Source organism: Clostridium sp. CTA-1 (assembly GCF_054768215.1).
In genome coordinates, this window is record NZ_BAAAAP010000023.1 from 1 (window position 1) to 26,965 (window position 26,965).

Genomic DNA, 26,965 nt, shown 5'->3' on the forward strand with positions numbered 1-26,965 from the left:
ACATTATATTAAAATAAGAGTTGAATATAAATCCATTAAAATTTATATTCAACTCTTTAAAATATGACTACTTAACACTAGATATTCACTTTTTATTTAACAATTTTATTTAACAATATTATTTAACATATTATAGGGTTTCATCATCTATACTTTGATTACATTTCAAACAAAGCATTACTATTCTTACTCTTATTCTTATTCAAAGGAGGTTCTAACAAAATTTAGATTTTATATTCTAAATTTTTTATTAAGTAGTCATATTATTAGCATAATAATTTATTAATAAATAGTATTTACTCTTTTGGAAGGATGATTTATAGGAACCGAAGATAAAAGTTTTTCTGTATAATCTTTTTTATATGAATATAGCCCTAACTTTTTATTTTCTATAGTTTCTATTATTCTTCCAGATTCCATTACAATAATCTTGTCACAAAGATAATCTACAGCACTTATATCATGTGATATAAACAATATAGCTGTGTTACTTTTTTCTCTAAGCTCTTTTACCATAGACATTATTGATGCTTGTGTACATACATCTAAGCTTGATATTATTTCGTCACAAATTAAAAGCTTAGGTTCTAAAAGCAAAGCTCTACATATGTTTATTCTTTGTCTTTCCCCTCCACTTATAGATGAAGGATATTTTTCTAATATATCCTTATCTAATTTAGCAAATCCTATGATACTTTCTATTTTATTTGTTTTTTCTTCTTTAGATAACTCAGTAAAATAATTATCTAAAGGCTCCATAAGGGAATCTATTACTCTAATATTAGGATTTAAAGAACAATATGTATCTTGAAATATTATCTGACACTGTTTTCTAAAACTTTTTAGCTCTTTCCCCTTAAAACTCCATATATTCTTCCCTTTGTATTTTATTGAACCTTCTGTAGTATTTTCCAGTCTTAAAATAAGCCTTCCCAACGTACTTTTACCACAGCCTGACTCTCCTACAAGTCCTATAGCTTCTCCCTCTTTTAATTTAAAGGATACATTATCTATAGCTTTAAAATCTAATTTATTTTTTGTAAATAAACTTAATTTAGGATTATAACTTTTTACTACATTTTTAACTTCTAACATACATAAGTTACCTCTCTTTTAAAGGTAGCATTTAATAAAGTTTTAGTATAATTTTCTTGAGGATTATCAAATATATTATATACATTTCCCTTTTCTATAATATTTCCATTTTGCATAATTACTACATTATCTGCAATTTCTGCTACTACTCCAAAATCATGAGTTATCATTAATATAGTAGTATTTAATTTTTCTTTTATCATTTTTAATTGATTTAATATATCTTTTTGAGATGTTAAATCTAAGGCAGTAGTTGGTTCATCTGCTATTATTATATCTGGTTCCATAAGTATAGCGGTTGCAATCATCATTCTTTGAAGCATACCTCCACTTAATTGAAAAGGATATTGTTTTAATATAATTTCAGGATTTTTTAAATTGATATTTTTCATTATATTTATGAGTTTATTTTTAAAACTTTCCTTATCTATACTATAATGACTACATATCATATCATATATTTGTATTTCCATAATTACAGAGGGATTAAAACAATTTATAGAATTCTGAAATATAGAAAAAATTTTCTTTCCTCTAAAATCTCTTAGTTTCTCTTTAGAGAAGTTAAAAACATTTTCTCCCATAAAAAGTATTTCCCCCTTTGTAACTCTAACTCCTTCTGGAAGCATTCCTATTATAGACATGGCTGTCATAGTTTTCCCACTTCCACTTTCTCCTACTATACAAGTAATTTTTCCTTTTTCTACTTTAAAATCAGTATTCCTAACTAAAATCTTTTTATTTTTTTCTTCTTCTATCCTAAGGCCTTTGACTTCTAAAATGTTCAAACTATTCCCTCCTAAAAGGTTAAATGAATGATTGGAAAAAAGCTTTTAACCTGTAAAACTTGTTTAATGACTATATATTTATAAAATTAAATTTCTCCCTAATAAGCGGCTAATTTTTTCTTAATACCTTCTCCTATAAAGTTTATACTAAGCATAGATATTACTGTAAATATACCTGGATAAAAGGCTATCCACCAAGCCCCTGATAGTATATCATTTTGAGCGCAGTTTAGCATGCTACCCCAGGAAGGCATTCCCTGAGGTACTCCTATACCTAAAAAACTCATAGAAACTTCCGTGAAAACAGCCTGTGCACAATTTAAAACAGATATAACCAATATAGCTGGCAAACTATTTCTCAAAAGATGATTTATCATAATTTTATAGGTTGGAGTTCCAAGCACTCTAGCTGCCTTAACATAATTTTTATTTTTTATACTCATTACTTGAGATCTTACTATTCTTGCAGTTTGAAGCCATCCTGTAAGTCCCATTATTATAATCATGCTTGTTATACCACCTCTTATAATGGATTGAAGAGCAAGCATTATTACTAATGTGGGAATGGCTAAAAATGTATCTAATATTCTCATCATCACACTGTCTACTTTTCCACCGAAATATCCACTTATAACTCCATATAAGGTTCCTATAGTAGTAGATATTAATACAGATAATAGAGCCACACTTAAAGAGACCCTTCCACCATACAATACTCTTGAAAAAACATCTCTTCCCATACTATCCGTACCCATTATATGTATTTTATTAGGCTTAATAAGTACTTTTGTAAGTTCTACCTCATAAGGATTAAACTTAGTTATTAGAGATGCAAAAACAGAGCTTAATATTATTATTGAAAAAACTATGATCCATATTTTATAATATTTTTTCTTCATATTTGCACCTACTTTCTAAGATGTGGATTAACTATTATTTCTATTATATCTGTAACTATCATACATAAAACAACTAAAACTCCAGTTATAAATATAGCTCCCATAAGCAATGGATAATCTCTTGAGTTGGCAGCTTTAACTGTAAGCATTCCAAGACCAGGCCAAGAAAACACCGTTTCTATCATTACAGAGCCACTAAAAAAAGTTGGAATAGTTATGCCTAAATAATTTATAAAAGGTACTACTGCATTTTTAGTTATCCCTTTTCTTATTTTCTTTTCTAAAACTCCATTTGCTCTAGCTACCATAACATAATAACTTTTATCCTCTTCTTTTACTTTTTCTTGTATAAATCTTGAATAGGCACCTACATGAGTAATTACTATAACTGCTATAGGTAGTATGGCATGTTTTAGTACATCTAAAACGCTTCCTTCCCCATCTACGCTCATATTTCCTGAGGAAGGCAACCAACCTGTATAAACAGAAAATACTAATATAAAAATAAGAGCTAACCAAAAAGGTGGGATAGAATAAAATATTATACTTAAAGTACTAAGAAGTTTATCCCATATAGATCCTTCATTAAACCCTGCTTTTAATCCTAAAATCATTGAAATTAAACTTATCAAAAGTATAGAATTTATAAAAAGCACCATAGTATTTGGAATTTTTTCCTTCAATATTTCTAACACTGATCTTCCTTCTATGTAAGATATGCCCATGTCTCCTCTTATCATTTGACCAGACCATTTTATGTATCTCTCCATTACCGGTCTATCTAACCCATAATTTTTTACTATTCTAGATCTTTCTGAGTTGGTTAATCTATCAGCTTTTCCCCCATAAATAGCTACCGCCGGATCTCCCGGCGCAGCATTTATGATAAGAAAGGATATTATACTTAGAAAAAATACAATCAATATACCCTGTCCTAATCTTTTTAGTATATATCTTGAGGTCATTGAACCTTCCACTCCTCTGCATTCCATATGAATCCAGCTCCGTGGTGTCCTAATATCTTTTCTTTTATTCCTGTAACCTTTTTGTTTACAGCATATATAGCGTTTACATAAATTTCAAAATTATATGGTGGGTCATTAGCTAATTCTTCTTGGAGTTTACCATATATTTCTTTTCTCTTTCCTTCATCTTCTGTAGTTCTTCCCTCTTCTAATAATTTATCTACTTTAGGATTTGAATAAGCTCCAAAATTGTTACCATTCTTTATTTGACTTGAATGGAATAATTTGTATGTATGATCATCTGCATCATATGGGCTTCCCCATCCTAATACAAAGGCTTCACATTCATCTATTTTTATAGCATTCCAATCTAGTGCTGCAACTTTAACAGTAACTCCTATTTTTTTGAATTGAGAAGCTAAGTAATTAGCTATTTTCACTCTAACTTCGTCAGTACTTGGTGCAGTTAAAGTAAATTCAAATTTCTTTCCATCCTTTTCTCTTATACCATCTTGTCCTTTTTTCCAACCTGCTTTATCCAACAATTCATTAGCTTTTTCTAAATCATAAGTATATTTTTCTACGTTAGCATTATTAAATTTATTCTTTTGAAGTGGTGAATAAGCTTCTACTCCAAAACCTTTTACTATTCCATCCACCATACCTTTTCTATCTACTGCATAGTTGAAAGCTTTACGAACATTAACATCTTTCCACAATTCTTTTCTCATGTTAAACATAAAACATCTATAATCCGCTGTATTTTCATTGTAGATTTTTATTTTTTCTAATTTTTCTAGTTTACCTACTTGACTTGGTTCTACATAAGCTAAATCAATTTCCCCTGTTTCAAGCTGCATAGCACGTACATTATAGTCTGGTATAAATTTAAATATGAACTTTTCTACATTTCCTGTTTTGTCTTTATCATAATAGTCTTCAAATTTTGCTAATGTTATATTATTACCCTTTTCCCATTTTACAAATTTAAATGGCCCTGCTCCTATTGGTTTTTGATTAAACTCTGCATTATTTAAATCTTTTCCTTCTAGGGCATGTTTTGGAACTATTCCAATTGTTAATTTGTCTAAAAGTGCTGGAAAAGACTTTGCTAATGTAACCTTAACATTATAATCACCTTCAGCTTTTATGTCCTTTACTTCTTCAAATTCTGGTTTCATCTCTGTATTAACCTTAGGATCTTGTATTGACTTTATTGTAAATACAACATCCTCCGCTTTAAGCTCTTTTCCATCATGGAATTTTACACCTTTTTTAATTTTAAAATCGTAGGTTAATCCATCTGTAGATTTCTTATAAGATTCTGCAATATCACATTGTGGCTTATTATCCTTATCAAATCTCATAAGACCTCTAAAAATTAAATCGTTAGCATAGGCCGGCGCTAATACAGGATTTAATTTTTCATCTTCAAATTCTGCACCATAAACTACTGTCTTGCCTTTTTTATCATCTTTTTCTGATTGTTCTTTTTTACTTGAACAACCAGTAAATATTATTGGCAATGTAAATAAGGCAATTAACAACATAGCCGTAGCTTTTTTAATTGATTTCATTTTTTTCATGTTGCCTTCCTTCCTCCTAAAATTAATATATTTTATGCACATATATATAATGAGCAAAATTCATGCCAATGGGCAAAGTATCAAATTCTGTTAAATTTTAAGCCTTTGTGTCATTTTGAGAAAAAACATTGTATCATTTTGATAATTTATTCACATTTTCTCATATTGAGAAAATTAAAATTATTATAACTAATATATAAAATATAGCATTATAGCCTTAATATTTATCCAAATAAAAACATAGATGACCCTTCTTAAAAGGCCATCTATATTTTATTAAATTTTAAATTTTGTAACAGAACTTATTAATTTCTGTGAACTCTTTTTCAATGAATCTGTAGATTTAACAATATCTTCACTAGCTATTACGATTTTTTCATTGTTTTGAGCTATATTAGTGGTATCTTTAGCTCCTTCATTAGCAGCACCTGCTACATTATTAATTACTTCTACTATGTTTTTTATAGAAGCTAGTAATTCTTCTGATGTAGCACTTAAATCATTAGATATATCATTATAATAGGTAGCATCCTTACTATAAGAATCAAAAACTTCTACTGTATCTTGGTGAGCTTTTACTATATAACTATCTATAAAGTTTAATGCATTACTTGAATTTTTTTTAAGCTCCTCTACAGCTTTCAATACTTCCTTTGTAGTATCTTGTATTCTCACTACAGTTTGACTTGATTGTTCTGCTAATTTCCTTATTTCTTCAGCTACTACTGCAAACCCTTTACCAGATTCTCCTGCTCTTGCAGCTTCAATAGCCGCATTTAAAGCTAATAAATTTGTTTGAGAAGTTATTTCAAGTATAGCTTCAGATAATATATTTATTTCTTCTATGGTTTTAGACTTTTCTATAGCATCTTTGGTGGCACTATCTATATTAGTTTTAACTTTATTTGCATTTTTTTGAGATTCTATAGCATTAAATTTTAGTTCTTCCACTTTAGTTAATATTTTGCCTGCACTACTTGCACCCTCTTCTGCTTTTAATGCTATATCCTCTACGGCCTTTTCTATTTCCTCTGAAGTTGCACTCATTTCCTCTGCTGAAGCTCCTGTCTCCTCCATACTAGCAGATAATTCTTCTGTAGCTGTTGAACTTTCTTGTATTCTCTTATCTAAACCATTAATGTTTTCATCTATGTTATTAACTACATTACTTGAATTAGTCATTTCATTTAAAACATCATTTATTATATTTCTTATAGATTCATACATTGTGCTAACTGCATTAGTTAATTGTCCAACTTCATCTTTTCGCTTTAAAAGCTTATCTGAAACCTTTTCCGTAAAATCTCCTGTAGACAATTTATCTAAGTATTCTACTGATTCCTTTAATGGATTAATTATAGATTTAGAAATTATATTAGTAATAACTAGAGCTATAATTATACTTAAAATTAAAATTATTGTTATAAATCTATTTGAAAAAACATTAGCTCTATCATTCTCAATCTTAAATTTTTCTGCCTCTTTAACATTATAATCTGATAATTCTATAAGAGCTGTCTGATAATTTTCATTTACCTCATTTAATTCACTAAATCTTTTAGCAGCTAAATCCATTTTTCCTTCCTTAGCTACTTTAAATACTTCTTCTCTTCTTTGTCTAAACTCATTTAAATTTTTTTCCATATACTCTAAAAGTTCTTTTTCCTTTTCACTATTGAGACCTATTCTTTTAAATTCTTCAATATCTTTATTAAATTTTTCCACTCTACTTTCAATATCTTTTTTTAATTTTTCCTGAGTTTTTACATCCTTAGATAAGATGACTATTCTAGCAACATCTGCTTCTGCCCCCCTTGCTTGAGCTCTTGCATCATTTAATACTTTTACACTAATAAGATTATCTTCATATAGTTTTTTAATAGCTTTATTAGATTTAGCATTAAAATAATATCCTGTTACCCCTACAATTATTGTAAAAATCAACATAATTGAACTCATGAAAAGTATTTTGTTTTTTACTTTTAAATTTTCCATAACCCGTCCTCCTAAAGTTCTTCTTATTTATTAATAAAATTAAAGATTGTTTATTATAGCATCATTTACTCTAATTATTATTACCAAATAATAATTATCCAGTTATTATATTTAAATATTACCATGTTTTTTTCTAAACTGCAATAAATCTATGAAAAAAAATAACATTTAATCTGCTTTAGATTAAATGCTACTTTAATACTTATTCCTTTATAACTTTATTTAAGAATTCTCTTGTTCTTTTATGCTTAGGCGTTGTAAAAATCTCATGTGGTGATGCTTCTTCTATTATTTTTCCTCCATCCATAAAAATTACCCTATCTGCTACTTCCTTTGCGAATCCCATTTCATGGGTTACAACCACCATAGTTATACCTTCTTTAACCAAATCCTTCATAACTATTAAAACCTCTCCTACAAGTTCTGGATCTAAAGCTGAAGTTGGTTCATCGAATAACATTATATCTGGATTCATAGCTAATGCTCTAGCTATAGCAACCCTTTGTTTTTGTCCACCTGAAAGTTTTGATGGATATACATTAGCTTTATCTTTTAAGCCAACCTTTTCTAAAAGTTTTTCTGCCTTTTGTAAAACTTCTTCTTTATTTTCTTTTTTAACAGTTAAGGGAGCTTCCATAATATTTTGCATAACTGTTTTATGAGGAAATAGGTTGAAATTTTGAAAAACCATCCCCACTTTTTCTATAGTTTTTCTTAGTTCTTTTTTATTTTTTATATTTAATTTTTTCCCTTCTACAAAAACCTCTCCATCTGTAGGTATTTCTATATGATTTAAACATCTTAAAAAAGTACTTTTCCCTGAGCCTGAAGGTCCTATTATAACAAGAACTTCTCCCTTTTTTACATTAATATTTAAATTTTCAAATACAGTAAGTTTCCCAAATTTTTTTGTTAAATTTTTAGTCTCTATCATATACATATTTTATCCCCCTCACTAATATACGGAAGCTTTCTTTTCAAAAACACCAAAGATTGTAGTAAATATTGTAGTCATTATTAAATAAAGAACAGCAGTTAATATAAAAGTTTCCATGGGCTTAAATGTAGATGAATATAATAGCTGAGCAGACCTCATAACTTCCACCATAGCTATAGTAGAAACTAATGATGTATCTTTTAACATAGTTATAAATTCATTGCCTAAAGATGGAATTATTATTTTAAAGGTTTGTGGTAAAATTATATTCTTCATAGTATGAAAATAATTAAAGCCTAGAGCTCTACAAGCCTCAAATTGACCCTTATCTACTGAAATAATTCCACCTCTTATTATTTCAGCTGTATACGCACCAGCATTTAAACTTAATCCTAAAATAGCAGCTGAAAAAGGTGTAAATTTTATACCTACAAAGGGTAGTCCATAATATATAAAAAATAATTGTAACAATAGTGGAGTTCCTCTAAAAATCCAAGTGTAAAATCCTCCAACATAAAAAACTAATTTATTATTACATAATTTTAATAAAGCCACTATAATACCAATAATACTACCTAAGCATACAGAAATAGCCGTTAATTCAATAGTAATTATACTTCCTTTTATTAAAACTGGTGTTATCTGTTTTATAATATTAAAATCCAAGTTCTTACTCCCTTCTACAATTTAATTTATGATTATATCTAAAATGTTTTATATAACCTTGTCAATGGTTGCATTTCTTCTTTATTACCTAAAAATTTTATTTTTTATAAGTATCAAATCCAAACCACTTAATAGAAAGCTTTGATAATTTTCCTTCTTCTTTCAATTCATCTAAAGCCTTTTGAACCGCTTCTTTTAATTCTTTATCTTCCTTTTTAAAGCCTATACCCATTGGTTCCTTACTTACAGTTTCCTCTAAAACTTTATACTTATCTTTTTCTTTAGATATATAATATCCTCCTACCTGTGCATCCATTATAACAGCATCTATTCTTCCTGCTAATAATTCATGAAAGGCTTCTGTAATTTTGTCATATCTTTTAATCTCTTTTAACCCTTTTATTTCTGTAGCAGCTTTATCTCCTGTGGAACCTAACTGACATCCTATAGTCTTATCTTTTAAATCGCTTAATTTATTTATAGTATTGTTATTTTTATTAGTTGCTATAACTTGTCCTCCCATTACATAAGGTTCAGAAAAATCTATAGCCTCTTTTCTTTTATCAGTAATACTTAATCCTGAAATAATAACATCAAATTTACCTGAGTTAAGAGCCAATAATATACCATTAAAATCTGTAGTTGTATATTCAGTTTTTACGCCTAACTTTTTACCTATTTCATTTCCTAAGTCTATATCAAAGCCCACAAGTTTATTTTCTTTATCTCTAAATTCCATAGGAGGATAAGAATCATCTAACCCTACTGTAATCTTTCCTTCCTTTTTAATTTTTTCAAGAGAATTTAATTTTTTATCAGTTTTCCCACATCCACCTAATAATGCAATACTTAGAATAACACTAGATACTAAAAGCAAAGTTTTCTTCATAATAGCGCACCCCTTTTTATATTTATACATATTTTTTTCAATAACCACCCCCGTATATTCTTTAAATATCAAGGGTTATAGTTTTTTATTTTTTATTATTATACATATTATTTTATAATTATACAATACTTTTTTAAAAAATTTTATTGATTTTTATTGGTAATTTATTGATATTTAATAAAATTAGAAATAAATATCTTAAATTAGATAATTATGCAAAAATAAAAAAGTTGCCCCTAATTTTAAATTAAGAACAACCGTCATAATTTATTAAATTATACTTTTTTATATTTAAGAATTTAAATAATCAATAACTAATTGTGACAATACTGTTGATGCTTTATATATAATATCCTCATCAATATCAAAATTACAGTTATGAAGAGGTTTATTTATATTTTTTTCATTATTTAAAGTACCAATATACATAAATACTCCCGGGACTTTATTTAGAAAATAAGAAAAATCATCTCCTGTCATAGATCCATGCTTTAATATTTCCACATTGCTTTCTCCTAAAACTTTAACTACTGCCTCTCTAGCTAAATATACGAATTCTTCACTATTTATTAATGGATATACGCCTTCTGTAGCATCAAATCTATACTTTGCCCCTTGTATTAGCACAATTCCTTTTAAAATATTATCTATTAATCTTATTATTTCCTTCATTTTATCCTTACTTAGAGTTCTTATAGTACCCTCCATTTCAACTTTATCTGGTATTATATTATAAGAACCCTGTGCCTTAAAAACTCCAATACTAATAACTACAGAATCATAAGGATCTACTTTTCTACTTACAATTTGTTGAATAGCCATATATACCTCATTAGCTATTGCAATAGGATCTAAAGTATCTTGTGGGGACGCTCCATGGCCACCTTTTCCTATTATTTCTATTCTAAATTTATTTGCACAGGCCATAGCACATCCATTTACTATAGCAATTTTCCCTGATTCTACGTCTGGCCATACATGGCCTGCAATGGCTGCATCTACTTTAGGATTCTCTAAAATACCATATTTCAGCATCTCTTTAGCTCCCCATTGATTTTCTTCTCCAGGCTGAAATATAAATTTTACATTGCCTTTTATTTTATCCTTTAGTTTATTTAATATTATTGCAGTACCCAAAGTCCAAGCTATATGTGCATCATGGCCACAAGCATGCATTACTCCTTTATTTAAAGATTTATATTCTAAACTGTTATTTTCTTCAATAGGTAATGCATCTATATCACCTCTTACTAATATAGTTTTACCTTCTTTTCTACCTTTAATTAAAGCTACAACAGCGGTTTTATGAAAATCCTCAATATAATTTATATTATGTTCTTTAAGTTTTTCTTTTATAAATTCACTGGTTTTAAATTCTTCAAAGGATAATTCTGGGTACATATGCATATATCTTCTTACATCTATTAACTCTTCTTTAATATTATTTGCAATTTCAAGTATTTCTTCTGTTAACATAATAAGTTCTCCTTATTTATAAATCACTAAAATTTTTATGTCATATTAATATCGGTTTAATATATAAAAACTTAATTTCTGCTTCATAAACAACTAGTAACATGGTTATGGATTTAACAACCCTTGTAGAAAAATTTAACATATAGAACATTCAATTACTTTTTTCATTATAAATTTACTAATTAGTATAAATTTATTTATACTATGAAATACTAAATAATGAATTATAAAAATTGGAGGTATTATTAATGACTGTTATTAATAAACTTAATCAAACAATGGAAATGTTAAAGAGCACCGAATCTAATTGTAAAACTTTTTCTATGGATACAGATGATCCTAATGCAAAACAAATGTTTAATCAAATGGCTGAAAATATGAAAATGTGTGAAAACATGCTTCAAAGCAGAATTAATTTTGTTATGAGCGAAGAACCTCAATATCAGCCTGAACAACAACAACAACAAATACAGCAAGAAATTCAAATGCAACAACAGCAACAAGATCAACAACAACAATAATACACACTTATAAAAAATAGCAACCAAAGTTTTGTAAATAAAACACTATCAAATACATTTTTTATAAATTTGATAGTGTTTTATTTTATTTAATTAAGTTATTTACATTAAATAATAATTACACATAAATAAAATTATAATATCGGTTAAATCTATACATTTTATAATTTAAATGTGCATAAGGAAACTATATTTCAAAAGTTATATGTTTATTTAATATATCCTCTATAGTCTGCTTATTTTCATAATCTGAATAAACCGTAAGCATATAAAAGGATGAATCTACTTTTTTTATAGGCCTAAAAAGTAAAACTATAGCTGTAAAACTTCCACATATTACAGATACAATAAGTGAAATTATTAAGGTTGAAACCATCATTCCTCCAGCTGAAATAGGATTTAATAGAGGAAAAGCTAAAAATCCCCCTCCCTGCAGTATTCCTAAAATTGCACCTATTAAAGCTCCATATATAAAACCTTTTAAAACTTTTCTTCCCTCTATTTTAAATAAAAAGCACATTTCATATATTTCCTCTATATAATTATCTGTAAGTTTCTTGCTATTAAGATTAGGAATACCTCCATTATTCAAATCATCAATAGCTTGCTGTAAATCACTTTTATTTTTAAAAAATCTTGTAACTCTATAAGTAAATCTAGGTAGGTTTTCAAGCCTTTGTTTCATTTGTTGCTGCATCTGTTCTTGAATTTCAGTATCCCCTGACGCCATTACCTATTGCTCCTTTCACCTTCTAAAAGACTATCAATTTTAACTTGATTTATATCACTAATATAATCACTGTTTCCTATTATCCATCCATGGTTATTACTAATTTCCTGTGAAGAAATGTAACTTGGCTTTATAGTATAAAGATAATCTTTTAAGTTTTCTGGTATAGAATTTTTATATACTAAAAGTATAGGGGCATGTTTTCCCTTATGTGATAATAGGGATGAAGCTACTGCTACCTGCCAATTATCAGGATTTACAAATATAAAATTATGCCCTGGTTGTGTAATTCCCCAACCAAAATCTCTACTTTTTTTATGAAACCACCATGAAAAATTTTTACCTACATCTTTGTAAGTTGCAAAAGAAACTGCTTGATTATATATATTCTCCCCACCAGGGATTCTCTCTACATGACCATATTTGGCAAGTTCCTTTTTAACTTTATTAGATATATGAATTTTATCTCCTAATATATAAATATAAGCACCGCCATATCTAGCTTTAAGAGCTTTTTTAACAGGTTCTGGCACTTTATTTTTTTCTACAAAAAAGAATCCATCTCCATTATGAGCATTCCAAGAAGCTTGTGCTAGAGAATACTCCGGTTTCTCTATAGGCGCTATTATTACTACATCCTTATGATCTCCCTGAAATGCAGCTAAATAATTGTCAATGTTAAGACTTAAATCATAAACATCTTTTCCTTTTATATGTCTATATTTTAAATTTTTTTTATTCAAAGTATTTTTTATCTCTTCACCTATATCACCTATTAATATAATTTTTGCATTACCATCTACAAATAATCCTTCAGGATTTAGTCTTTCTATTTCCTTTAAAGTACTTTCTGGAATACTATTCTTTTTAGTAAAAAGTATAGGAGCATTTATAGGATCATGGGAAACTCTAGCAGCTAACATAGCATCCTGTACTTTATCACTTCTAACTAATATAACTGCGTTAGGTCTATCTCCTCTAAATGTAGATGGATAAACTATTTGTGATATAGATGTGCAAGTCTCATATAAATCTTTCCCCTCTATCCTAACTGTATTTGCAGTAACTCTTTGATATCTATTTTCATTTTTTATATTAATTTTATTTTTATAATAATTAGGTTTATAAAAAAATAATAAGCCTATAAGAAAAGTAGAAATTATAAGAATAATAGTTAAAACTATCTTATATATTTTATTCAAATTTTCATTTGTTATCAATTTATCACCTCTTTTTTTATACCTCTAAATTTTTAGTTGGAAAAAATAATTTATTATAGGGTGCCCATTTTTTTACCACTTCTAACTAAAATCCAATTAGGAATATATGCGGTTAAAAATCCTATAAATACTGATATAGCCATAAAACCAAACCATAATATATTATCTTCCTGAAGCATTGTAGGAGAATAAGACATGTTAAACCACCATATACTTAACCTCATTCCTATTGAAATTGATGTAACAGAAATAAAAACTAAAAGTACTGATTCTTTTACTGCATCTTTATATTTAATATCCTTCATTTCTATTAACATAGTAGGTCTAAAAACAAATAAATCTAATAAAAAAGATATTAAATAAGATATTAACATCTTTATTATCATAGGATTACCTAATAAATAAAAACCAAATCTCGCATAAAAGGGAATTAATGGCGAACCTATATAAGTTAATATATAATTTACTACAATCAAACTAGCCCCTCCAAAAGCTAAACCAGATAAAGTTGCTACAGAGGTTTGTTTCCACAAAGATCTAAGATAAATGATTTTCCCATTCATCTTTATCCAAGGTGAATTTATATAAGATATTATATAAAACCATATACCTATAGGTCCTAAAAGTAATACTGTAAGTATCCACATAAGCTTTGTTAATGTACTTAAATTTTTCATTCTAAAATATAAATGAAGTGAAACCCATATAGCACCTAATATTGATATTAAACTAAATATTATAGAGATACCATCCAATCCGCTAACACCTTGATCTCCCATAGTTTTATAAGGCTTAATTTCTTCAGTATAATCTGCTCTACTTTGAATTGAAAAAGGTAATATATTTTCATTGCCTATTACCCATAAACTATTATAAGGTCCCTCCGCTGGAGTTACCCAATAATTAGGCTTCATTCTCCAAAGATAATTCTCTGTTAAAGGAGACAAATAGTTCTTATCCGTCCAAAGAATTGCTCCTACTTTTCCCTTAAAGGCAAGCTGACTTCCTATTAAAGCCATTAATGGTTCTTCTTTTGAACATAATATAAAGTTGTGATTACTATCATCTCTGCTTTTATTGCTGTGCCACCCAAAACCTTCTTCTCTATCATAAAATTTGGCAAAATTAACAGCAAAATTTTCAGCATTATATCCATATACTTTTTCTACAGGTACTTTTAAAGATTTAATAAATTCATCATCAGCATTATCTTTCTTTCCAACTACATATATTTTGCTTATATGCGGTAATATTTTTTTTGAAGCGGTATAAAGTTTCTTTTCACTATTTAAATACAATGGAACGCCTCCATTTTGCACCATCCATGTTGCTACTGGAATAGTCATTAATGGATTCTCATCTGAAACTATAAAGCCATAAGATTTATTAGAATTTAAAAAAATATTATTATAAACTTCCTGTAAAATACTATTTGTATCCTTATAATTTATATTAGTTACCCTTATACCCTTTCCTTTTAAATTGTTTTTTAATGTATTTATGTTATCACCACAAATAATAACTTGCGCACCATTTAATTTTGAAATTCCCTTTGGTTTTAATTTATTTATATAACTTACAAGAGAACTTTCGTCCTTTTCATTAAAAGGTATTATGGTACTATTATATTTTTTTACAAGAGGCATTAAAGCTAATATATCTTTCCAATTATCTCCCTTATAAATAATTAATCCGTCGGGCTTACTTTCATAGTCTAAAGCTGGAAACAATATATCTGTAACTTTAGTACCTATCTCTTTTGAAGATTTCCCTGAAATTCTAATGGTATTTCCTGTATTTAAATGAGTCCTATTATTTTCATGCTTTATTTCACTAGGGAAAACAACATTTTTAAAGATTCTAATTTGCCCTAAAATTAGTATTACGCACAAAAATATAGCTATACTTGTGGATAGCTTTTTCATTCAAAATTACCTCCGTTACTTCTTATTAAATAAATATAACTATGTATTAATATTTCCTTTTCATTTAAAATTAATGCACAAAAGCAATCCCTATTAATTTTTTTCATATATGTCACTATATCTTTTTATGAATAACAAAAGAACTGCCTATATAAGCAGTTCTTTTAATCTTTTAAAAACAAACTCCACATAATTTATGGCATAATTCTACCCTAACCTATTTAAATATAGTTTGTTTTATATTACTATGTACTTTTAATTATAAGTAAACAATTTAATAACCTAAGTTTTCTCCAAGGATTAACACCTTTATTCTCCCTTTAATAAACTGTCCCCTAATTACCACAAAATCATTACAGATTCTATTTGGACTTTTACAATCAACACAATAACCAAGTTTTGTACATGGTGTGTCTTTATTTAATCTTTTTGCATCAATAGGAGCAGCATAGCTTCTTACTCTAATTTCAGCCTCTTCTATGTTTTTAACAATTTTATTTATTCCAACTATAAGAATAACCTGTTTAGGTCCATATATTATCGGCGCAACTCTACTTCCATTTCCATCTATATTATAAAGTTCTCCACTTTCTGTTATGGCATTAGTACTACAAATAAAAGTATCTGTAGAAAAATTGTTAATATATATCTCTCTTTTTTCATCACTTGTCAGTTTATCTTGGTATTTATCTAAAAAATTAAAATTTCCACTTCTTAAAAAATCTATTACCCCAGCTTCAAAAAGAGTCATCGAATCTCCTACACCAACTATTGAACCTTCTGGTATAAGCTCTTTTAATTTTTTAAATAATTGATCTATATTATTGATATAATATCCTTCCATATTGCGGCTATTTAGATTTTTTATAGTTCTTTCAGCCTGTTTTTCAATATACCATGCAACATTTTTATCCATGTTTCTACCACTCCTAAAATTAAATTTCTAAATAAATAAGCCAGTATTGCATGTATCCCTGGAACTTAGACTTAATAAACTTTATTTTACATTGTAAAATTCATAAAGAAATAATTAACATGCATCTTTATTTGAAGAATATGCTATATCATATTCTTCTTTGATACCAACATTGAATATTTATAATCTATAGTATATTAACCCTAATTAAAACCACTTCTTTGATTTTAATATATTTAGGTTCATACTAAAAATAAAACTATTTTTAACTTTCAATATTATAAACCCTTTCAAATAAATCTGGGTAATCTATAGCAACCACTTCTTTGATTTTAATATATTTAGGTTCATACTAAAAATAAAACTATTTTTAACTTTCAATATTATAAACCCTTTCAAATAAATCTGGGTAATCTATAACAACCCCTTCTTTATCCACGAAAAACTCCGCTGTAAACCCATTGTTTAAATTTTCATATCTATATTTATAACCATTAAGATTTGAGTCTAAGCAAGTATACCGCTGTTTTACAGGTGTTAAACTATAATTATAAATATCAACATAAACTACCTTTATTTCTTTTGACTCCCCTACCTTTAATAATAACCGTCTGATTGGAATTGTATTTGTAAAAGGTGTAATAGAAATATCAATATCTATACACCCTTTCAAATCTTCTACTGATTCATTACTATCAGTTATCCAAATTCCATTTCCATCTGATTGTAATATAATATTTTTATGTTTATCACAAAATATCTGTATATCAAATTTCTTAACTTTCCAATCTAAATCGCAGTATATATTGTACAATATACGAACTGGCATATTACCTCTCATTGTTAAAATAACTGAATTTACTTTAATATTCTCATGATTCTTCAATAATAGCAAATGTTCTAATCCTACACCATTAAATGTCTTCCACATTACATCCATACTAATGTTATTTTCTTCTTTAATTAACCCCATATCTTTTCACTCTTTCTTAAAAATCTATTTTAGATAATTTTACCAAACATATGTTTAAGAGTCAATTTTTATCCGTAATCTCTCTTTAACAAAATAAGAATCTACCATCTAAGCTAGTAGATTCTTATTTATCAAATAATGAGATCTGAATATTTCCCTCAGTATTCATTTTTTCTTTCATGGCCTTAGTATAAGTACTAGACAGATTATATTTATCTCTTAATTCATTAACTACTAAATATAATTTTTCTTTATACTCTTTACTTGCCCCACCTTTTCTATATAAGACTTGTAACTTTTCATATAAATGTGTATATTCTTCTCTTATAAAATTAAAAAATATCCCCCTAGTATCTCCTCTTAAATAAAGAGTTCCTGGTAATACATAGTTAACTTTACAGTCATTTGCCATCTTAAACATACTATGAAAATTCTCATAACTATCAGTAATATATGGTATTATTGGCATAACATGCAACCCAGTACTGGCGTTAGTTTTTCCAAACTCTTTTAAAACTTCAAATCGCTCTAAGCTTGTTGCTCCAAATGGCTCTATCTTTCTTCTAACACTTTCATCCATAGTAGTTATCGTCTCTGCAATATTAACATAAGTTATTCTTGATAGTTCATCTATTAAATCGTAATCTCTTAATATAAGTTTTGATTTTGTTGAGATTATAGCCGGTGTTTTATACTTTATAAAAAGTTTCAATATTTCAGGCATAAGTTTATATTTAGCCTCTACTGGCTGATAACTATCAGTTACACCGCCAATATTTACAACTTCTCTTTTCCAACTATTATTTCTTAACTCCTTCTCTAATTCATCTACTATATTAGTTTTTATATGAATATCTGTAAAAAAGTCTATTGAATCTAAATATTTATGAGAATACACAGCATAGCAATATTTACATCCATGTTGACATCCTCTATAAATATTTAGATCCCACCCATAAGGCATCTTCCTCTTTAATCTAGTTAAAGCACTTTTGCAAGTTTCCTCTTTAAATATTATTTCATTTTTTGTCATCATTGCTCGCCTAACTTCTTTTTTAAATCTGAAACATAGGTTCTCTGCATTTTCTTTAAATCCATAAAAAAATAAGATAACACCTTAATGATAGGATTTTTAATAAAGATATTTTCTGTAAAAACTATTTTTGTTCCACCTGTCTCTGTTTCTAAAAAATATCCAGTCCAAAAGCCAGTAAACCTTTTATTTTCCATATTAAATTCATATTCACTATACTCATTCTTTTTAGTAATAATAAATTTTGTAGTAATTCCGCTATGAGTGTATTCAATAAATTCTTTTCCATCTTTAACAATGTCGATTCTTTTAAGATCACTCCTCCATTTATAATCACTATTATTAGTAACTACATTCCAAACAAACTTTATATTACAATTAAAATATGCTGTTATTTGTGATACTCTTGCTTTCCCCAAAAATATTCACCTCACAGATTATAATAAGTATTGAACTAATTATATTACTTCTTTCTAATTGGTACCCAAACTTCAAATTTTGCATTAGTTGGATCTTCATTTAAATATAATTCAATATCTGGTGCATCTGCATATTCATACCCTGACGTTGGTAACCACTCTGTAATTATTCTTTTTTCGATTTCTTGAATTGCGTTTGGCATAGCACCCTCTCCAGGAAAAACTGCCCAAGTACCTGCTGGTATTATATATTCATCCATACCCTTTGGTACTTCTTTATCTGTTTGGGTAGCTATATAATACTCCCATTTATCTAAGCTATCCACACAAGCACTAACCCCTAATATTCCCTTAGAATCTGCATTCATAAGAGATATTATCTGGCTAATTACTCCACTTTGTGCTGCTTCTTGCCATAATTTTGGTACAGTTTTAAAATTTTCCTCAATATTCTTTTCTAATAGTGCTTTTACTCCCACTATTCTGATCTCTTCCTTTTTAACTATACTATACTTCATTTCTCCTACCCCTTTTATTGTTATTTTAAAACTAATGGGAGGATATGCTTTTAGAAAGGTTCCCTCTTTTTGTGCTACTGAAGGTGATACATAATGTATCTTTTGAAAAGCTCTATTGAAAGCAGTCGGAGACTCATATCCATAGCGTACGGCTACATCAATTACCTTATCTCCATTTTGTAAATCTAAAGCAGCTCTTGTTAATCTTCTATTTCTTATGTATTCTGATAATGGTATTCCTGCTATATATGAAAACATTCTTTGAAAATGATATACAGTACAACATGCAATTTTTGCTGCCTTTTCATATTCAATTTCTCCATCTAAGTTTTCTTCAATATATTTAAGCGATTCATTTAATCTTTCTAACCATTCCATCAAGCCATCTCCCTTACAAATAATAGTATAGTAAATAATTATTACAAAAACCTCTCATTTCATGCACAGATATGAGAGATATGTTATTTTAAATTTTATAACTATTTTATCTTAATTGCAATTGAATGTTATATCACTAATATTCAATACTTATTATGAATTATGTAGGTTTCATTATTAATTAAAGGATAAAATTATTATAAGAGGGTATCTTAAAATAGATTTAATTTTTATATTTGCAGTGTTAGAATTAAATCTATTCTATTTCGAGACATCCTCTTATTTCTTGTTTTATAAATATTAATTATTTTATTTTAAATCTAAATTTTTTTCCTTCATTTATATACTTTAATAAAAACAGTTCATCTTTTTTTACTTTTGCTATAATATTTACCCTATCATCTTTTCCTAAATCCTTAAGTACTATCTCTAGTTCTCCCATATATCTTAAATATCCTTTATTGTCTAAAGTTACATCTCCTAATTCCCTTTCTATTGTATTAAATGACTCTATTATATCGTGGTTTAACATAAGTCTTGCTTCTGCTGCCCTTATAACATTTTCAGCCGCATCAGTTCTATTCGTATAAAAATCATTATTTAGATAATTGCATGCTATTAAAGAATCATCCTCTAAACTTACACTTAGCTCTATTATATCTTCTTTAATCATTCCAACTTCCATTATTTCTTCCTTTGATGGCATTGAGTCTCCAAAGAAAATATTGTCTACACCCATTGCAAATAAATGCTTTGCAGATAAATAAGGCTTCATAAATCTATGTTTTTCAATGGTAGGTAGTCCTTCATATATAGGTCCTCTTTTTCCTACTAAAGAAGGTATAAATGCTGAAATTTTTACTCCTAATTCCTTTAGCATAGCGTTCTTTTTTAAGAACAAACTCTCTGAAATCCCTGTATCTTTTCTAGGATAATAATTATGGCATGCTTGAATGTTTTTATAGTTAACATTATACTTATTTAATTTGTTAAAGAAATCTTTTGTCACTGTTGATGCATTAAGCTCAACCTTTATCCCTAAGTTATTATTTGTAAATTTAGCGATTTGCTCATTTGTAAATCCAAAATCTAGTCTTAATACACCTATACCCATCTCTTTAATTTTACTTAAATCCATATCTTTAATTCCTAGATATTCAAAGCCTTTAGGTGATATATCCGCAATTATTTTCATATTTATTTCTTTTGCTATATCTAAAACCTTTTTAAAACTCTCTACTATAGCCTCATAATTAGCTTCTGGAATATGAAGCGATGTAAATATTCTATCATAACCATTATTTTTTGCTATTTTAATTAATTCCAATATCTCATCTATACTATTATCCATTCCTAAAAAAACTGATATTCCCTTACCCATAATCAATCTCCTTGTTACAAACATTTAGGTACTGTCTCAAAATAGCTTTAATTTTAAAACCGTAAATATAAATAATACATTCATAAAGCACTTCATTTTGCTAAGTAGTTCTAAATTTGACTCCATAAAAATTTTTTTACCCAGTAAAGGCGCCATCCTTGGCTTCACTACTGGCTCCTCACGTCCTGTGAGAAATTACAAAAATTTTTAATTCCGTCAAATTAAGAACTACTAAAGCTTATTCATATGCTTATTACATGTATTATTTATATTTACTATATTAAAATTAAAGCTAATCTTATTTTGACATAGCCTCTTTATATTTTTACATTGAATTTTTCCCGAATATTTCATCTATTATTTTTTTACTTTACTCATTAATATATTAATGATATTTAACTATAGCTTTATATATATTAAAGATTATTCTATTGGATCTTCAAATCCTAAAAGTAATGTTGCAAAAAATCCACCTATATATGCTGCTACTAAACCTATAACAAATAATAATGGTGTACTAGTTATTGCGGCTAATGGTAATCCAGATAATCCCATTGATGTTGAAGAAACTTTAAATAAAGCTTGAACTGCACCGCCTACTGCTCCCCCTATACATGCTCCTATAAATGGCTTTCCTAATGGCAATGTTACACCATATATAAGAGGTTCTCCAACTCCCATAATCCCTACTGGTAATGCTGAAATTATTGTCTTTTTTAATCTTTTATTTTTAGTTCTTAATAATACCGCTATAGCCGCTCCTACTTGTCCTGCTCCTGCCATAGCTAGTATTGGAAGAAGTGGATTTAACCCTGTAGTTTTTAATAGATCTGCATGTATTGGTGTTAATCCTTGATGTAATCCTGTCATTACTAATGGTAGAAAAAATCCTCCTAATATAAATCCTGTTACGGCTCCACCACCTGAAATTGCTGCTTTAGTTCCATTACCTATAGCATCTGAAATAAATCCACCAGCTGGTTGCAATGCAAATATTGAAACAAAAGTTGATACTAATATTACTATTAATGGAGTCATAAATAAGTCTAATGAATCTGGCATTATTTTTCTTACTTTCTTTTCTAAGAAACTTGAAAATGCAACAACTAATAATACTGCAATAATGCCGCCTCTACCAGGTAAAAGCTTTTGCCCATTCAATGTTACTTTAGCTAATTCTGGATGAGATATTATAGCCGCCATAGTACCTCCAAGCATTGGAGAACCACCAAATTCTTTAGCTGCATTAACACCTACAAATAAATTCAACCCCCAAAACACTGCATTACCTGCTATTTTTAATAATCCTCCAACTGTTGTTTCTGCAAATGCCGGATCTAATTTAAGCACTATATTTAGTATTGCAGTAACTAATCCACAAGCTATAAATGCTGGAATTAATGGTATAAATATATTAGATAATTTCTTTAAAAATAATTTAAATGGCGTTGCATTCTTTTCCTTTATTTCTTCTCTTAACTTACTTCCATCTCCAAACTCAACCTCTTTTGTTACTTCTTCTGTCTGAATTCCACAAATCTTTTCAAATTCCTCTGTAACTTTATTTACCCTACCTGGTCCAAGAATTATTTGAAGTTGATTTTGTTGCTCTACTACCCCCATGACTCCATCAATTTTTTTTATAGCCTTCATATTTAGATTACTTTGATCTTTAAGCACAAGTCTTAATCTCGTCATACAATGTGTAAATGAAACTATATTGCTACTGCCACCAATTATGTCATATATACTTTGGGCTATATCTTTTACATTTGACATAATAAAATCCCCCTTTATTTTATTATTTATTTTTAAATATAATTGAACATTTTAAATTTAAATAATAATCTTATTTAAATTACACCCTATAATTTATTCTATTTTTATCTACTTATTTTGTGTTTAACTTATTTCTTTTATTGCTTCTACTATATACCCTTTATTTTTGTCTAGTATTTTCTTAGCTTTTATTTTATCTAATGAACTTTCTATCATAAAAATGGACAACTTAACATCAAAATTTGTTTCTTCAAGAATCTTTTCCACCTGCGCTCTTTTAGCCCCTGTAGCCTGCATAACAATTCTTTTAGCTCTTTCTACCAATTTCTCATTAGTAGCTTTTAAATCAACCATCAAGTTACCATAGACCTTACCAGTCTTAACCATAGCACCCGTTGATAACATATTTAGAACCATTTTTTGAGCTGTTCCTGCTTTCATTCTAGTAGATCCTGTTATAGCTTCTGGCCCTACTACTGGTGCTATTGAAATATTTGCAATCTTAGACATTTCTGATTCTGGATTGCATGTAACTGAAATTGTTGTAGCACCTATGCCATTTGCATATTCTAGTCCTCCTATAACATAGGGTGTTCTTCCACTAGCTGCAATTCCAACCAATATGTCATTTTCAGCAAAATTAATATTCTTCAAATCTTTAATACAAAGTTTTTTAGAGTCTTCTGCTCCTTCCTTAGCTTTAAACATAGCTGATTGTCCTCCTGCTATAATCCCTCTTACTAAATCATAACTCACCCCATATGTTGGTGGACACTCTGATGCATCTAATACTCCTAATCTTCCTGATGTACCAGCTCCTACATATATAAGTCTACCTCCATTAAAAAATGCTTCTCCTATTTTATCAACAGCCTTTGCTATATGAATAAGCTCTTTTTCTACGGCTTCTGCAACTTTTTTATCTTCATCGTTTATCATCTTTAACATCTCTAAAGTTTCAACTCTATCTATATTTTTAGTGTTTTCATTTCTACTCTCAGTTACTAATTTATCTAAACTAATATTAGTCATACTTAAAACCTCCTCATAATTTATATATCAAAGAATGTGAAAACCTTTTCTTTCATCTTCATTATACCCTTAAGAAATAAAATTTCAAGTATTTTATTTATTTTATGAAATATTATTTCATAAATTTATATAAGATTATTTCCATATAACCTAAAATAAATTTTAGTATTCTTTCTTATGTTTAAATAAATAAAAGCAATGAATTATTATACTCATTGCTTCACAATATAAATTAACTTTTCAGTTCTAAATAAAAAGTTTTATAATCTATTCTCTTTTTAAAACTTCTACTAAATTTCTTGTACTAATTAAATTCTTTTCTGTTTTATCTAAATTTTCCTTTGCAATTCCTAAAAATAAACTATCAGTTACAAATAATTGAGATGTTCTAGAAGAAATTGCCCCTATTCTCAAATCTTTTTCTATACTGGGTATATTTAGATTTATATCTGCAATATTGCTTAAATTGCTTTTTCCACATTTAGTTATAGCTATAGTAGTGGCACCATTTTTTTTCGCTTCCTCTATTGCTAAATTTACTTCTTTTGTATTTCCACTATATGAAATAGCTACAGCAACATCTCTATTTGTAATATGTACTGCTACTGCTAACTGTAGATGTGAATCCAGTTGGAACATTACTTTTTTATTTATTCTAAGCAATTTGTATTGAAAATCCATAGCCACCATAGCAGATGCTCCAACACCATATAGATAAATTGTTTCTGCATTTTTTATTGCTTCAACAGCCTCTAACAATTTTTCATCATCTACTAATTCCTTAGTATCATTTATGGTATCAATTACTTTATTTCCAAGCTTATTAATAATTAAATCTATACTATCATTAGAATTTATAATATAATCAAACTCTGTATTTTTTTCAGTATCTTCTTCTGCAACAAGTGCAAATTTAAATTCATTAAGAGAATTATATCCTACTTTTTTAGTAAATCTAATAACGGATGCTGGAGAAGTACTTGTTTTAATTGCTATTTCTTGAGCAGAATCATTTATTATATCCCTTGGACTTTTAAAAATATATTCTGCTATTTTTTTTTCTGATTTAGTCATAGAATCAAAATTTTCTCTTATTCTAAAAAAAACTCCCATACTTCACCTCAGTTTTCTATTATTTCTTTCTAAATGTTCTCCAAACTTCAAGCTTTTAATTAATTTCATCAACCTAAATATAATTCAGCATTCAGTTTATCTTCATATTTATATCTTCGTACTAATGATCATTCTATAATTACTCTACTCTGAAATTACTTATATATTATTATATACTAAAATATTTAAATACTAAACCTAATTGCTAACTTTTGTTCTCAACATATGATATATAGTATGGTATAGAAATAATCTTCTTCATTTATATTTTCCCCCTATAAAATACTAATATCATCATCTAAAATTATTATAGGAACATAATTATTCTTAATAATTATATTAAATTATTGCATTTATTACCAATCTATGTAATCATATAATTAACAATTAGATTGAGGTGAAAACATGTCACATATAGTCGGAAAAGATGCCTACAAAAGTTTAGAAGAAAGATTAAATAGCTTTCCACAAGGGGCTCCACCCTCTGAAACACTTTATAAAATCTTATCTATGATGTTTACTAAAGAAGAAGCAGCAATGGTTGCAAAACTCCCTATAAAATCATTTAACATAAAAACTGCTAGTAAGCTTTGGGGAGTTAGTGAAGTCAAAGCTGCTAATATCCTTCAAGCCTTAGCTTCTAAAGCATTAATTTTAGATCTTGAATGTGAAAGTGATGGAGAGCAAAAATATATGATGGCTCCTCCAATGGCTGGTTTTTTTGAATTTGCTTTAATGAGAGTTGGTACACACCTTGACCAAAAGGTTCTTAGTGAACTATTTCATCAATATCTTAATGTGGAAGATGATTTCTCTAAAGAGCTATTTTGGGGTACAGAAACAAAATTAGGTAGAGCCTTTGTTCAAGAGAGGGTTTTAAATGATGAAAATTCTATAAATATATTAGATTATGAAAAAGCAAGTTACATAATAAAAAATGCTAAACATATAGGTGTTAGTTCATGTTATTGTCGACATAAAGCCCATCATTTAGGGGATGACTGTTACGCCCCTATGGAAACTTGCATGAGCTTCTCTACCACTGCTTACACTCTTATAAAGCATAATTATGCTAGAAAAATAGATGCTTCTGAGGCTCTAGATATTTTAAATATGTGCTATGATTATAATCTAGTACAATGTGGAGAAAATGTTCAAAAGCAACCAAACTTTATTTGCAATTGTTGTAAATGTCATTGTGAAGCATTTGTATCTGCAAAAAAATTTGGATTCTTAGTTCCAGTTAACACCACCAGTTATTTACCTAACATAAATAAAGATAGGTGTGTAGGCTGTGGAAAATGCACTAAAGTTTGTCCTATGGAAGCAATTAAATTAAAGGAAACTTCATTAGAAAATCATAATTCTAAAATAGCTGAACTCTCCGAAGATTTATGTCTTGGCTGTGGGGTTTGTGTGAAAAATTGCAAAACTAATGCTATTAAGTTAGTTCGTAGAAAAGAAAATGTTATCACACCTGTAACCACTGTTCATAGAGCAGTATTATCTGCAATAGAAAAAGGCCAGCTGCAAAATTTAATTTTTGATAATAACGCTCATTTGAGCCATAAAGCCATGGCGGCTATATTAGGAAGCATCCTTAAGCTTCCTCCTTTAAAAAGAGCAATGGCAAGTAAACAAATGAAATCTGTTTATTTGGCTAAACTCCTGGAAAATACTTAATAATTTTAAATAATTTTTTAAAATCACTTCAAATACATATAATTAATA

24 protein-coding genes are annotated in these 26,965 nt (G+C 28.1%); 2 read left to right on the plus strand and 22 right to left on the minus strand.

The features are described from left to right. Positions 1-282: 282 nt before the first annotated feature. From ACYUEW_RS15310 to ACYUEW_RS15355, 10 genes are all read right to left on the minus strand, one after another. Positions 283-1,095 (minus strand): ABC transporter ATP-binding protein, encoded by an 813-nt coding sequence (locus ACYUEW_RS15310; protein ID WP_003486748.1) that lies wholly within the window; start codon positions 1,093-1,095, stop codon positions 283-285. Beyond that, the gene (locus ACYUEW_RS15315) at positions 1,089-1,883 is read right to left on the minus strand and encodes an ABC transporter ATP-binding protein (RefSeq protein WP_460277146.1); all 795 of its coding nucleotides are present in this window, start codon (positions 1,881-1,883) and stop codon (positions 1,089-1,091) included. Before ACYUEW_RS15315 ends, ACYUEW_RS15310 begins: the two co-directional genes overlap by 7 nt. Positions 1,884-1,981: 98 nt before the next feature. Further along, complete coding sequence (locus ACYUEW_RS15320; RefSeq protein ID WP_207129989.1) at positions 1,982-2,782, minus strand: ABC transporter permease; 801 nt, start codon at positions 2,780-2,782, stop codon at positions 1,982-1,984. An 8-nt stretch (positions 2,783-2,790) separates the two neighbouring features. Next, positions 2,791-3,747 carry an ABC transporter permease gene (locus tag ACYUEW_RS15325; RefSeq protein WP_460277197.1) on the minus strand — a complete coding sequence of 319 codons (957 nt, stop codon included), beginning with the start codon at positions 3,745-3,747 and terminating at the stop codon, positions 2,791-2,793. Further along, positions 3,744-5,333: an ABC transporter substrate-binding protein gene (locus ACYUEW_RS15330; RefSeq protein ID WP_460277149.1), complete on the minus strand. Its 1,590-nt coding sequence runs from the start codon at positions 5,331-5,333 to the stop codon at positions 3,744-3,746. The genes ACYUEW_RS15325 and ACYUEW_RS15330 overlap by 4 nt, the downstream gene beginning before the upstream one ends. A 276-nt stretch (positions 5,334-5,609) precedes the next feature. Further along, positions 5,610-7,328, minus strand: a complete 1,719-nt coding sequence (locus ACYUEW_RS15335; RefSeq protein ID WP_460277151.1) for a methyl-accepting chemotaxis protein — start codon at positions 7,326-7,328, stop codon at positions 5,610-5,612. Positions 7,329-7,530: 202 nt separating this feature from the next. Beyond that, positions 7,531-8,268: an amino acid ABC transporter ATP-binding protein gene (locus ACYUEW_RS15340; RefSeq protein ID WP_460277153.1), complete on the minus strand. Its 738-nt coding sequence runs from the start codon at positions 8,266-8,268 to the stop codon at positions 7,531-7,533. 15 nt (positions 8,269-8,283) lie between these two features. Continuing rightward, entirely contained in the window at positions 8,284-8,931 is a 648-nt protein-coding gene (locus ACYUEW_RS15345) for an amino acid ABC transporter permease (RefSeq protein WP_460277155.1), read from the minus strand. A gap of 97 nt (positions 8,932-9,028) precedes the next feature. Beyond that, the gene (locus ACYUEW_RS15350; protein WP_043031798.1) at positions 9,029-9,820 is read right to left on the minus strand and encodes an ABC transporter substrate-binding protein; all 792 of its coding nucleotides are present in this window, start codon (positions 9,818-9,820) and stop codon (positions 9,029-9,031) included. Between the two features lie 291 nt (positions 9,821-10,111). Beyond that, a complete protein-coding gene (locus ACYUEW_RS15355; protein ID WP_003486767.1) occupies positions 10,112-11,296 on the minus strand; it encodes a M20 metallopeptidase family protein in 1,185 nt (394 codons plus the stop codon). A gap of 248 nt (positions 11,297-11,544) precedes the next feature. On the opposite strand from ACYUEW_RS15355, the gene ACYUEW_RS15360 reads away from it, so the two are divergent. Next, positions 11,545-11,817 (plus strand): DUF1657 domain-containing protein, encoded by a 273-nt coding sequence (locus ACYUEW_RS15360; RefSeq protein WP_003486769.1) that lies wholly within the window; start codon positions 11,545-11,547, stop codon positions 11,815-11,817. A 187-nt stretch (positions 11,818-12,004) separates the two neighbouring features. Here ACYUEW_RS15360 and ACYUEW_RS15365 read toward each other — a convergent pair whose 3' ends face one another. From ACYUEW_RS15365 to ACYUEW_RS15420, 12 genes are all read right to left on the minus strand, one after another. Beyond that, on the minus strand, positions 12,005-12,547 hold the full coding sequence (locus ACYUEW_RS15365) for a hypothetical protein (RefSeq protein WP_043031796.1): 543 nt from the start codon (positions 12,545-12,547) through the stop codon (positions 12,005-12,007). Next, entirely contained in the window at positions 12,547-13,767 is a 1,221-nt protein-coding gene (locus ACYUEW_RS15370; RefSeq protein ID WP_043031795.1) for a cell wall-binding repeat-containing protein, read from the minus strand. The genes ACYUEW_RS15365 and ACYUEW_RS15370 overlap by 1 nt, the downstream gene beginning before the upstream one ends. Before the next feature lie 53 nt (positions 13,768-13,820). After that, positions 13,821-15,692 (minus strand): DUF4396 domain-containing protein, encoded by a 1,872-nt coding sequence (locus tag ACYUEW_RS15375; RefSeq protein WP_043031794.1) that lies wholly within the window; start codon positions 15,690-15,692, stop codon positions 13,821-13,823. A 274-nt stretch (positions 15,693-15,966) separates the two neighbouring features. Beyond that, positions 15,967-16,608, minus strand: coding sequence for a lactate utilization protein (locus ACYUEW_RS15380; protein WP_043031793.1), 642 nt, complete (start codon positions 16,606-16,608; stop codon positions 15,967-15,969). Between the two features lie 370 nt (positions 16,609-16,978). Then, complete coding sequence (locus ACYUEW_RS15385; RefSeq protein WP_043031792.1) at positions 16,979-17,581, minus strand: putative glycolipid-binding domain-containing protein; 603 nt, start codon at positions 17,579-17,581, stop codon at positions 16,979-16,981. Positions 17,582-17,705: 124 nt separating this feature from the next. Next, entirely contained in the window at positions 17,706-18,617 is a 912-nt protein-coding gene (locus ACYUEW_RS15390; RefSeq protein WP_043031791.1) for an SPL family radical SAM protein, read from the minus strand. After that, positions 18,614-19,033 (minus strand): hypothetical protein, encoded by a 420-nt coding sequence (locus tag ACYUEW_RS15395; protein WP_003486782.1) that lies wholly within the window; start codon positions 19,031-19,033, stop codon positions 18,614-18,616. The genes ACYUEW_RS15390 and ACYUEW_RS15395 overlap by 4 nt, the downstream gene beginning before the upstream one ends. Positions 19,034-19,077: 44 nt before the next feature. Next, positions 19,078-19,929 (minus strand): AraC family transcriptional regulator, encoded by an 852-nt coding sequence (locus ACYUEW_RS15400; RefSeq protein WP_043031790.1) that lies wholly within the window; start codon positions 19,927-19,929, stop codon positions 19,078-19,080. Positions 19,930-20,233: 304 nt separating this feature from the next. Further along, on the minus strand, positions 20,234-21,310 hold the full coding sequence (locus tag ACYUEW_RS15405) for a DUF871 domain-containing protein (RefSeq protein WP_460277161.1): 1,077 nt from the start codon (positions 21,308-21,310) through the stop codon (positions 20,234-20,236). A gap of 423 nt (positions 21,311-21,733) precedes the next feature. Beyond that, on the minus strand, positions 21,734-23,089 hold the full coding sequence (locus tag ACYUEW_RS15410) for a PTS transporter subunit EIIC (protein WP_460277163.1): 1,356 nt from the start codon (positions 23,087-23,089) through the stop codon (positions 21,734-21,736). A gap of 123 nt (positions 23,090-23,212) precedes the next feature. Beyond that, on the minus strand, positions 23,213-24,121 hold the full coding sequence (murQ, locus tag ACYUEW_RS15415) for an N-acetylmuramic acid 6-phosphate etherase (protein WP_460277165.1): 909 nt from the start codon (positions 24,119-24,121) through the stop codon (positions 23,213-23,215). Between the two features lie 267 nt (positions 24,122-24,388). Further along, on the minus strand, positions 24,389-25,234 hold the full coding sequence (locus ACYUEW_RS15420; RefSeq protein ID WP_003486791.1) for a MurR/RpiR family transcriptional regulator: 846 nt from the start codon (positions 25,232-25,234) through the stop codon (positions 24,389-24,391). Between the two features lie 405 nt (positions 25,235-25,639). Here ACYUEW_RS15420 and ACYUEW_RS15425 point away from each other — a divergent pair, with 405 nt between their 5' ends. Continuing rightward, positions 25,640-26,917, plus strand: coding sequence for a 4Fe-4S dicluster domain-containing protein (locus ACYUEW_RS15425; RefSeq protein ID WP_003486793.1), 1,278 nt, complete (start codon positions 25,640-25,642; stop codon positions 26,915-26,917). Positions 26,918-26,965 lie beyond the last annotated feature (48 nt).

What these genes read in the sequence shown, in the direction of transcription:
- ACYUEW_RS15310 (WP_003486748.1), bottom strand. Translation starts at nt 1,095, where the DNA reads ATGTTAGAAGTTAAAAATGTAGTAAAAAGTTATAATCCTAAATTAAGT.
- ACYUEW_RS15320 (WP_207129989.1), bottom strand. Translation starts at nt 2,782, where the DNA reads ATGAAGAAAAAATATTATAAAATATGGATCATAGTTTTTTCAATAATA.
- ACYUEW_RS15325 (WP_460277197.1), bottom strand. Translation starts at nt 3,747, where the DNA reads ATGACCTCAAGATATATACTAAAAAGATTAGGACAGGGTATATTGATT.
- ACYUEW_RS15330 (WP_460277149.1), bottom strand. Translation starts at nt 5,333, where the DNA reads ATGAAAAAAATGAAATCAATTAAAAAAGCTACGGCTATGTTGTTAATT.
- ACYUEW_RS15335 (WP_460277151.1), bottom strand. Translation starts at nt 7,328, where the DNA reads ATGGAAAATTTAAAAGTAAAAAACAAAATACTTTTCATGAGTTCAATT.
- ACYUEW_RS15340 (WP_460277153.1), bottom strand. Translation starts at nt 8,268, where the DNA reads ATGTATATGATAGAGACTAAAAATTTAACAAAAAAATTTGGGAAACTT.
- ACYUEW_RS15350 (WP_043031798.1), bottom strand. Translation starts at nt 9,820, where the DNA reads ATGAAGAAAACTTTGCTTTTAGTATCTAGTGTTATTCTAAGTATTGCA.
- ACYUEW_RS15355 (WP_003486767.1), bottom strand. Translation starts at nt 11,296, where the DNA reads ATGTTAACAGAAGAAATACTTGAAATTGCAAATAATATTAAAGAAGAG.
- ACYUEW_RS15360 (WP_003486769.1), top strand. Translation starts at nt 11,545, where the DNA reads ATGACTGTTATTAATAAACTTAATCAAACAATGGAAATGTTAAAGAGC.
- ACYUEW_RS15365 (WP_043031796.1), bottom strand. Translation starts at nt 12,547, where the DNA reads ATGGCGTCAGGGGATACTGAAATTCAAGAACAGATGCAGCAACAAATG.
- ACYUEW_RS15375 (WP_043031794.1), bottom strand. Translation starts at nt 15,692, where the DNA reads ATGAAAAAGCTATCCACAAGTATAGCTATATTTTTGTGCGTAATACTA.
- ACYUEW_RS15380 (WP_043031793.1), bottom strand. Translation starts at nt 16,608, where the DNA reads ATGGATAAAAATGTTGCATGGTATATTGAAAAACAGGCTGAAAGAACT.
- ACYUEW_RS15385 (WP_043031792.1), bottom strand. Translation starts at nt 17,581, where the DNA reads ATGGGGTTAATTAAAGAAGAAAATAACATTAGTATGGATGTAATGTGG.
- ACYUEW_RS15390 (WP_043031791.1), bottom strand. Translation starts at nt 18,617, where the DNA reads ATGATGACAAAAAATGAAATAATATTTAAAGAGGAAACTTGCAAAAGT.
- ACYUEW_RS15400 (WP_043031790.1), bottom strand. Translation starts at nt 19,929, where the DNA reads ATGGAATGGTTAGAAAGATTAAATGAATCGCTTAAATATATTGAAGAA.
- ACYUEW_RS15405 (WP_460277161.1), bottom strand. Translation starts at nt 21,310, where the DNA reads ATGGGTAAGGGAATATCAGTTTTTTTAGGAATGGATAATAGTATAGAT.
- ACYUEW_RS15410 (WP_460277163.1), bottom strand. Translation starts at nt 23,089, where the DNA reads ATGTCAAATGTAAAAGATATAGCCCAAAGTATATATGACATAATTGGT.
- murQ (WP_460277165.1), bottom strand. Translation starts at nt 24,121, where the DNA reads ATGACTAATATTAGTTTAGATAAATTAGTAACTGAGAGTAGAAATGAA.
- ACYUEW_RS15420 (WP_003486791.1), bottom strand. Translation starts at nt 25,234, where the DNA reads ATGGGAGTTTTTTTTAGAATAAGAGAAAATTTTGATTCTATGACTAAA.
- ACYUEW_RS15425 (WP_003486793.1), top strand. Translation starts at nt 25,640, where the DNA reads ATGTCACATATAGTCGGAAAAGATGCCTACAAAAGTTTAGAAGAAAGA.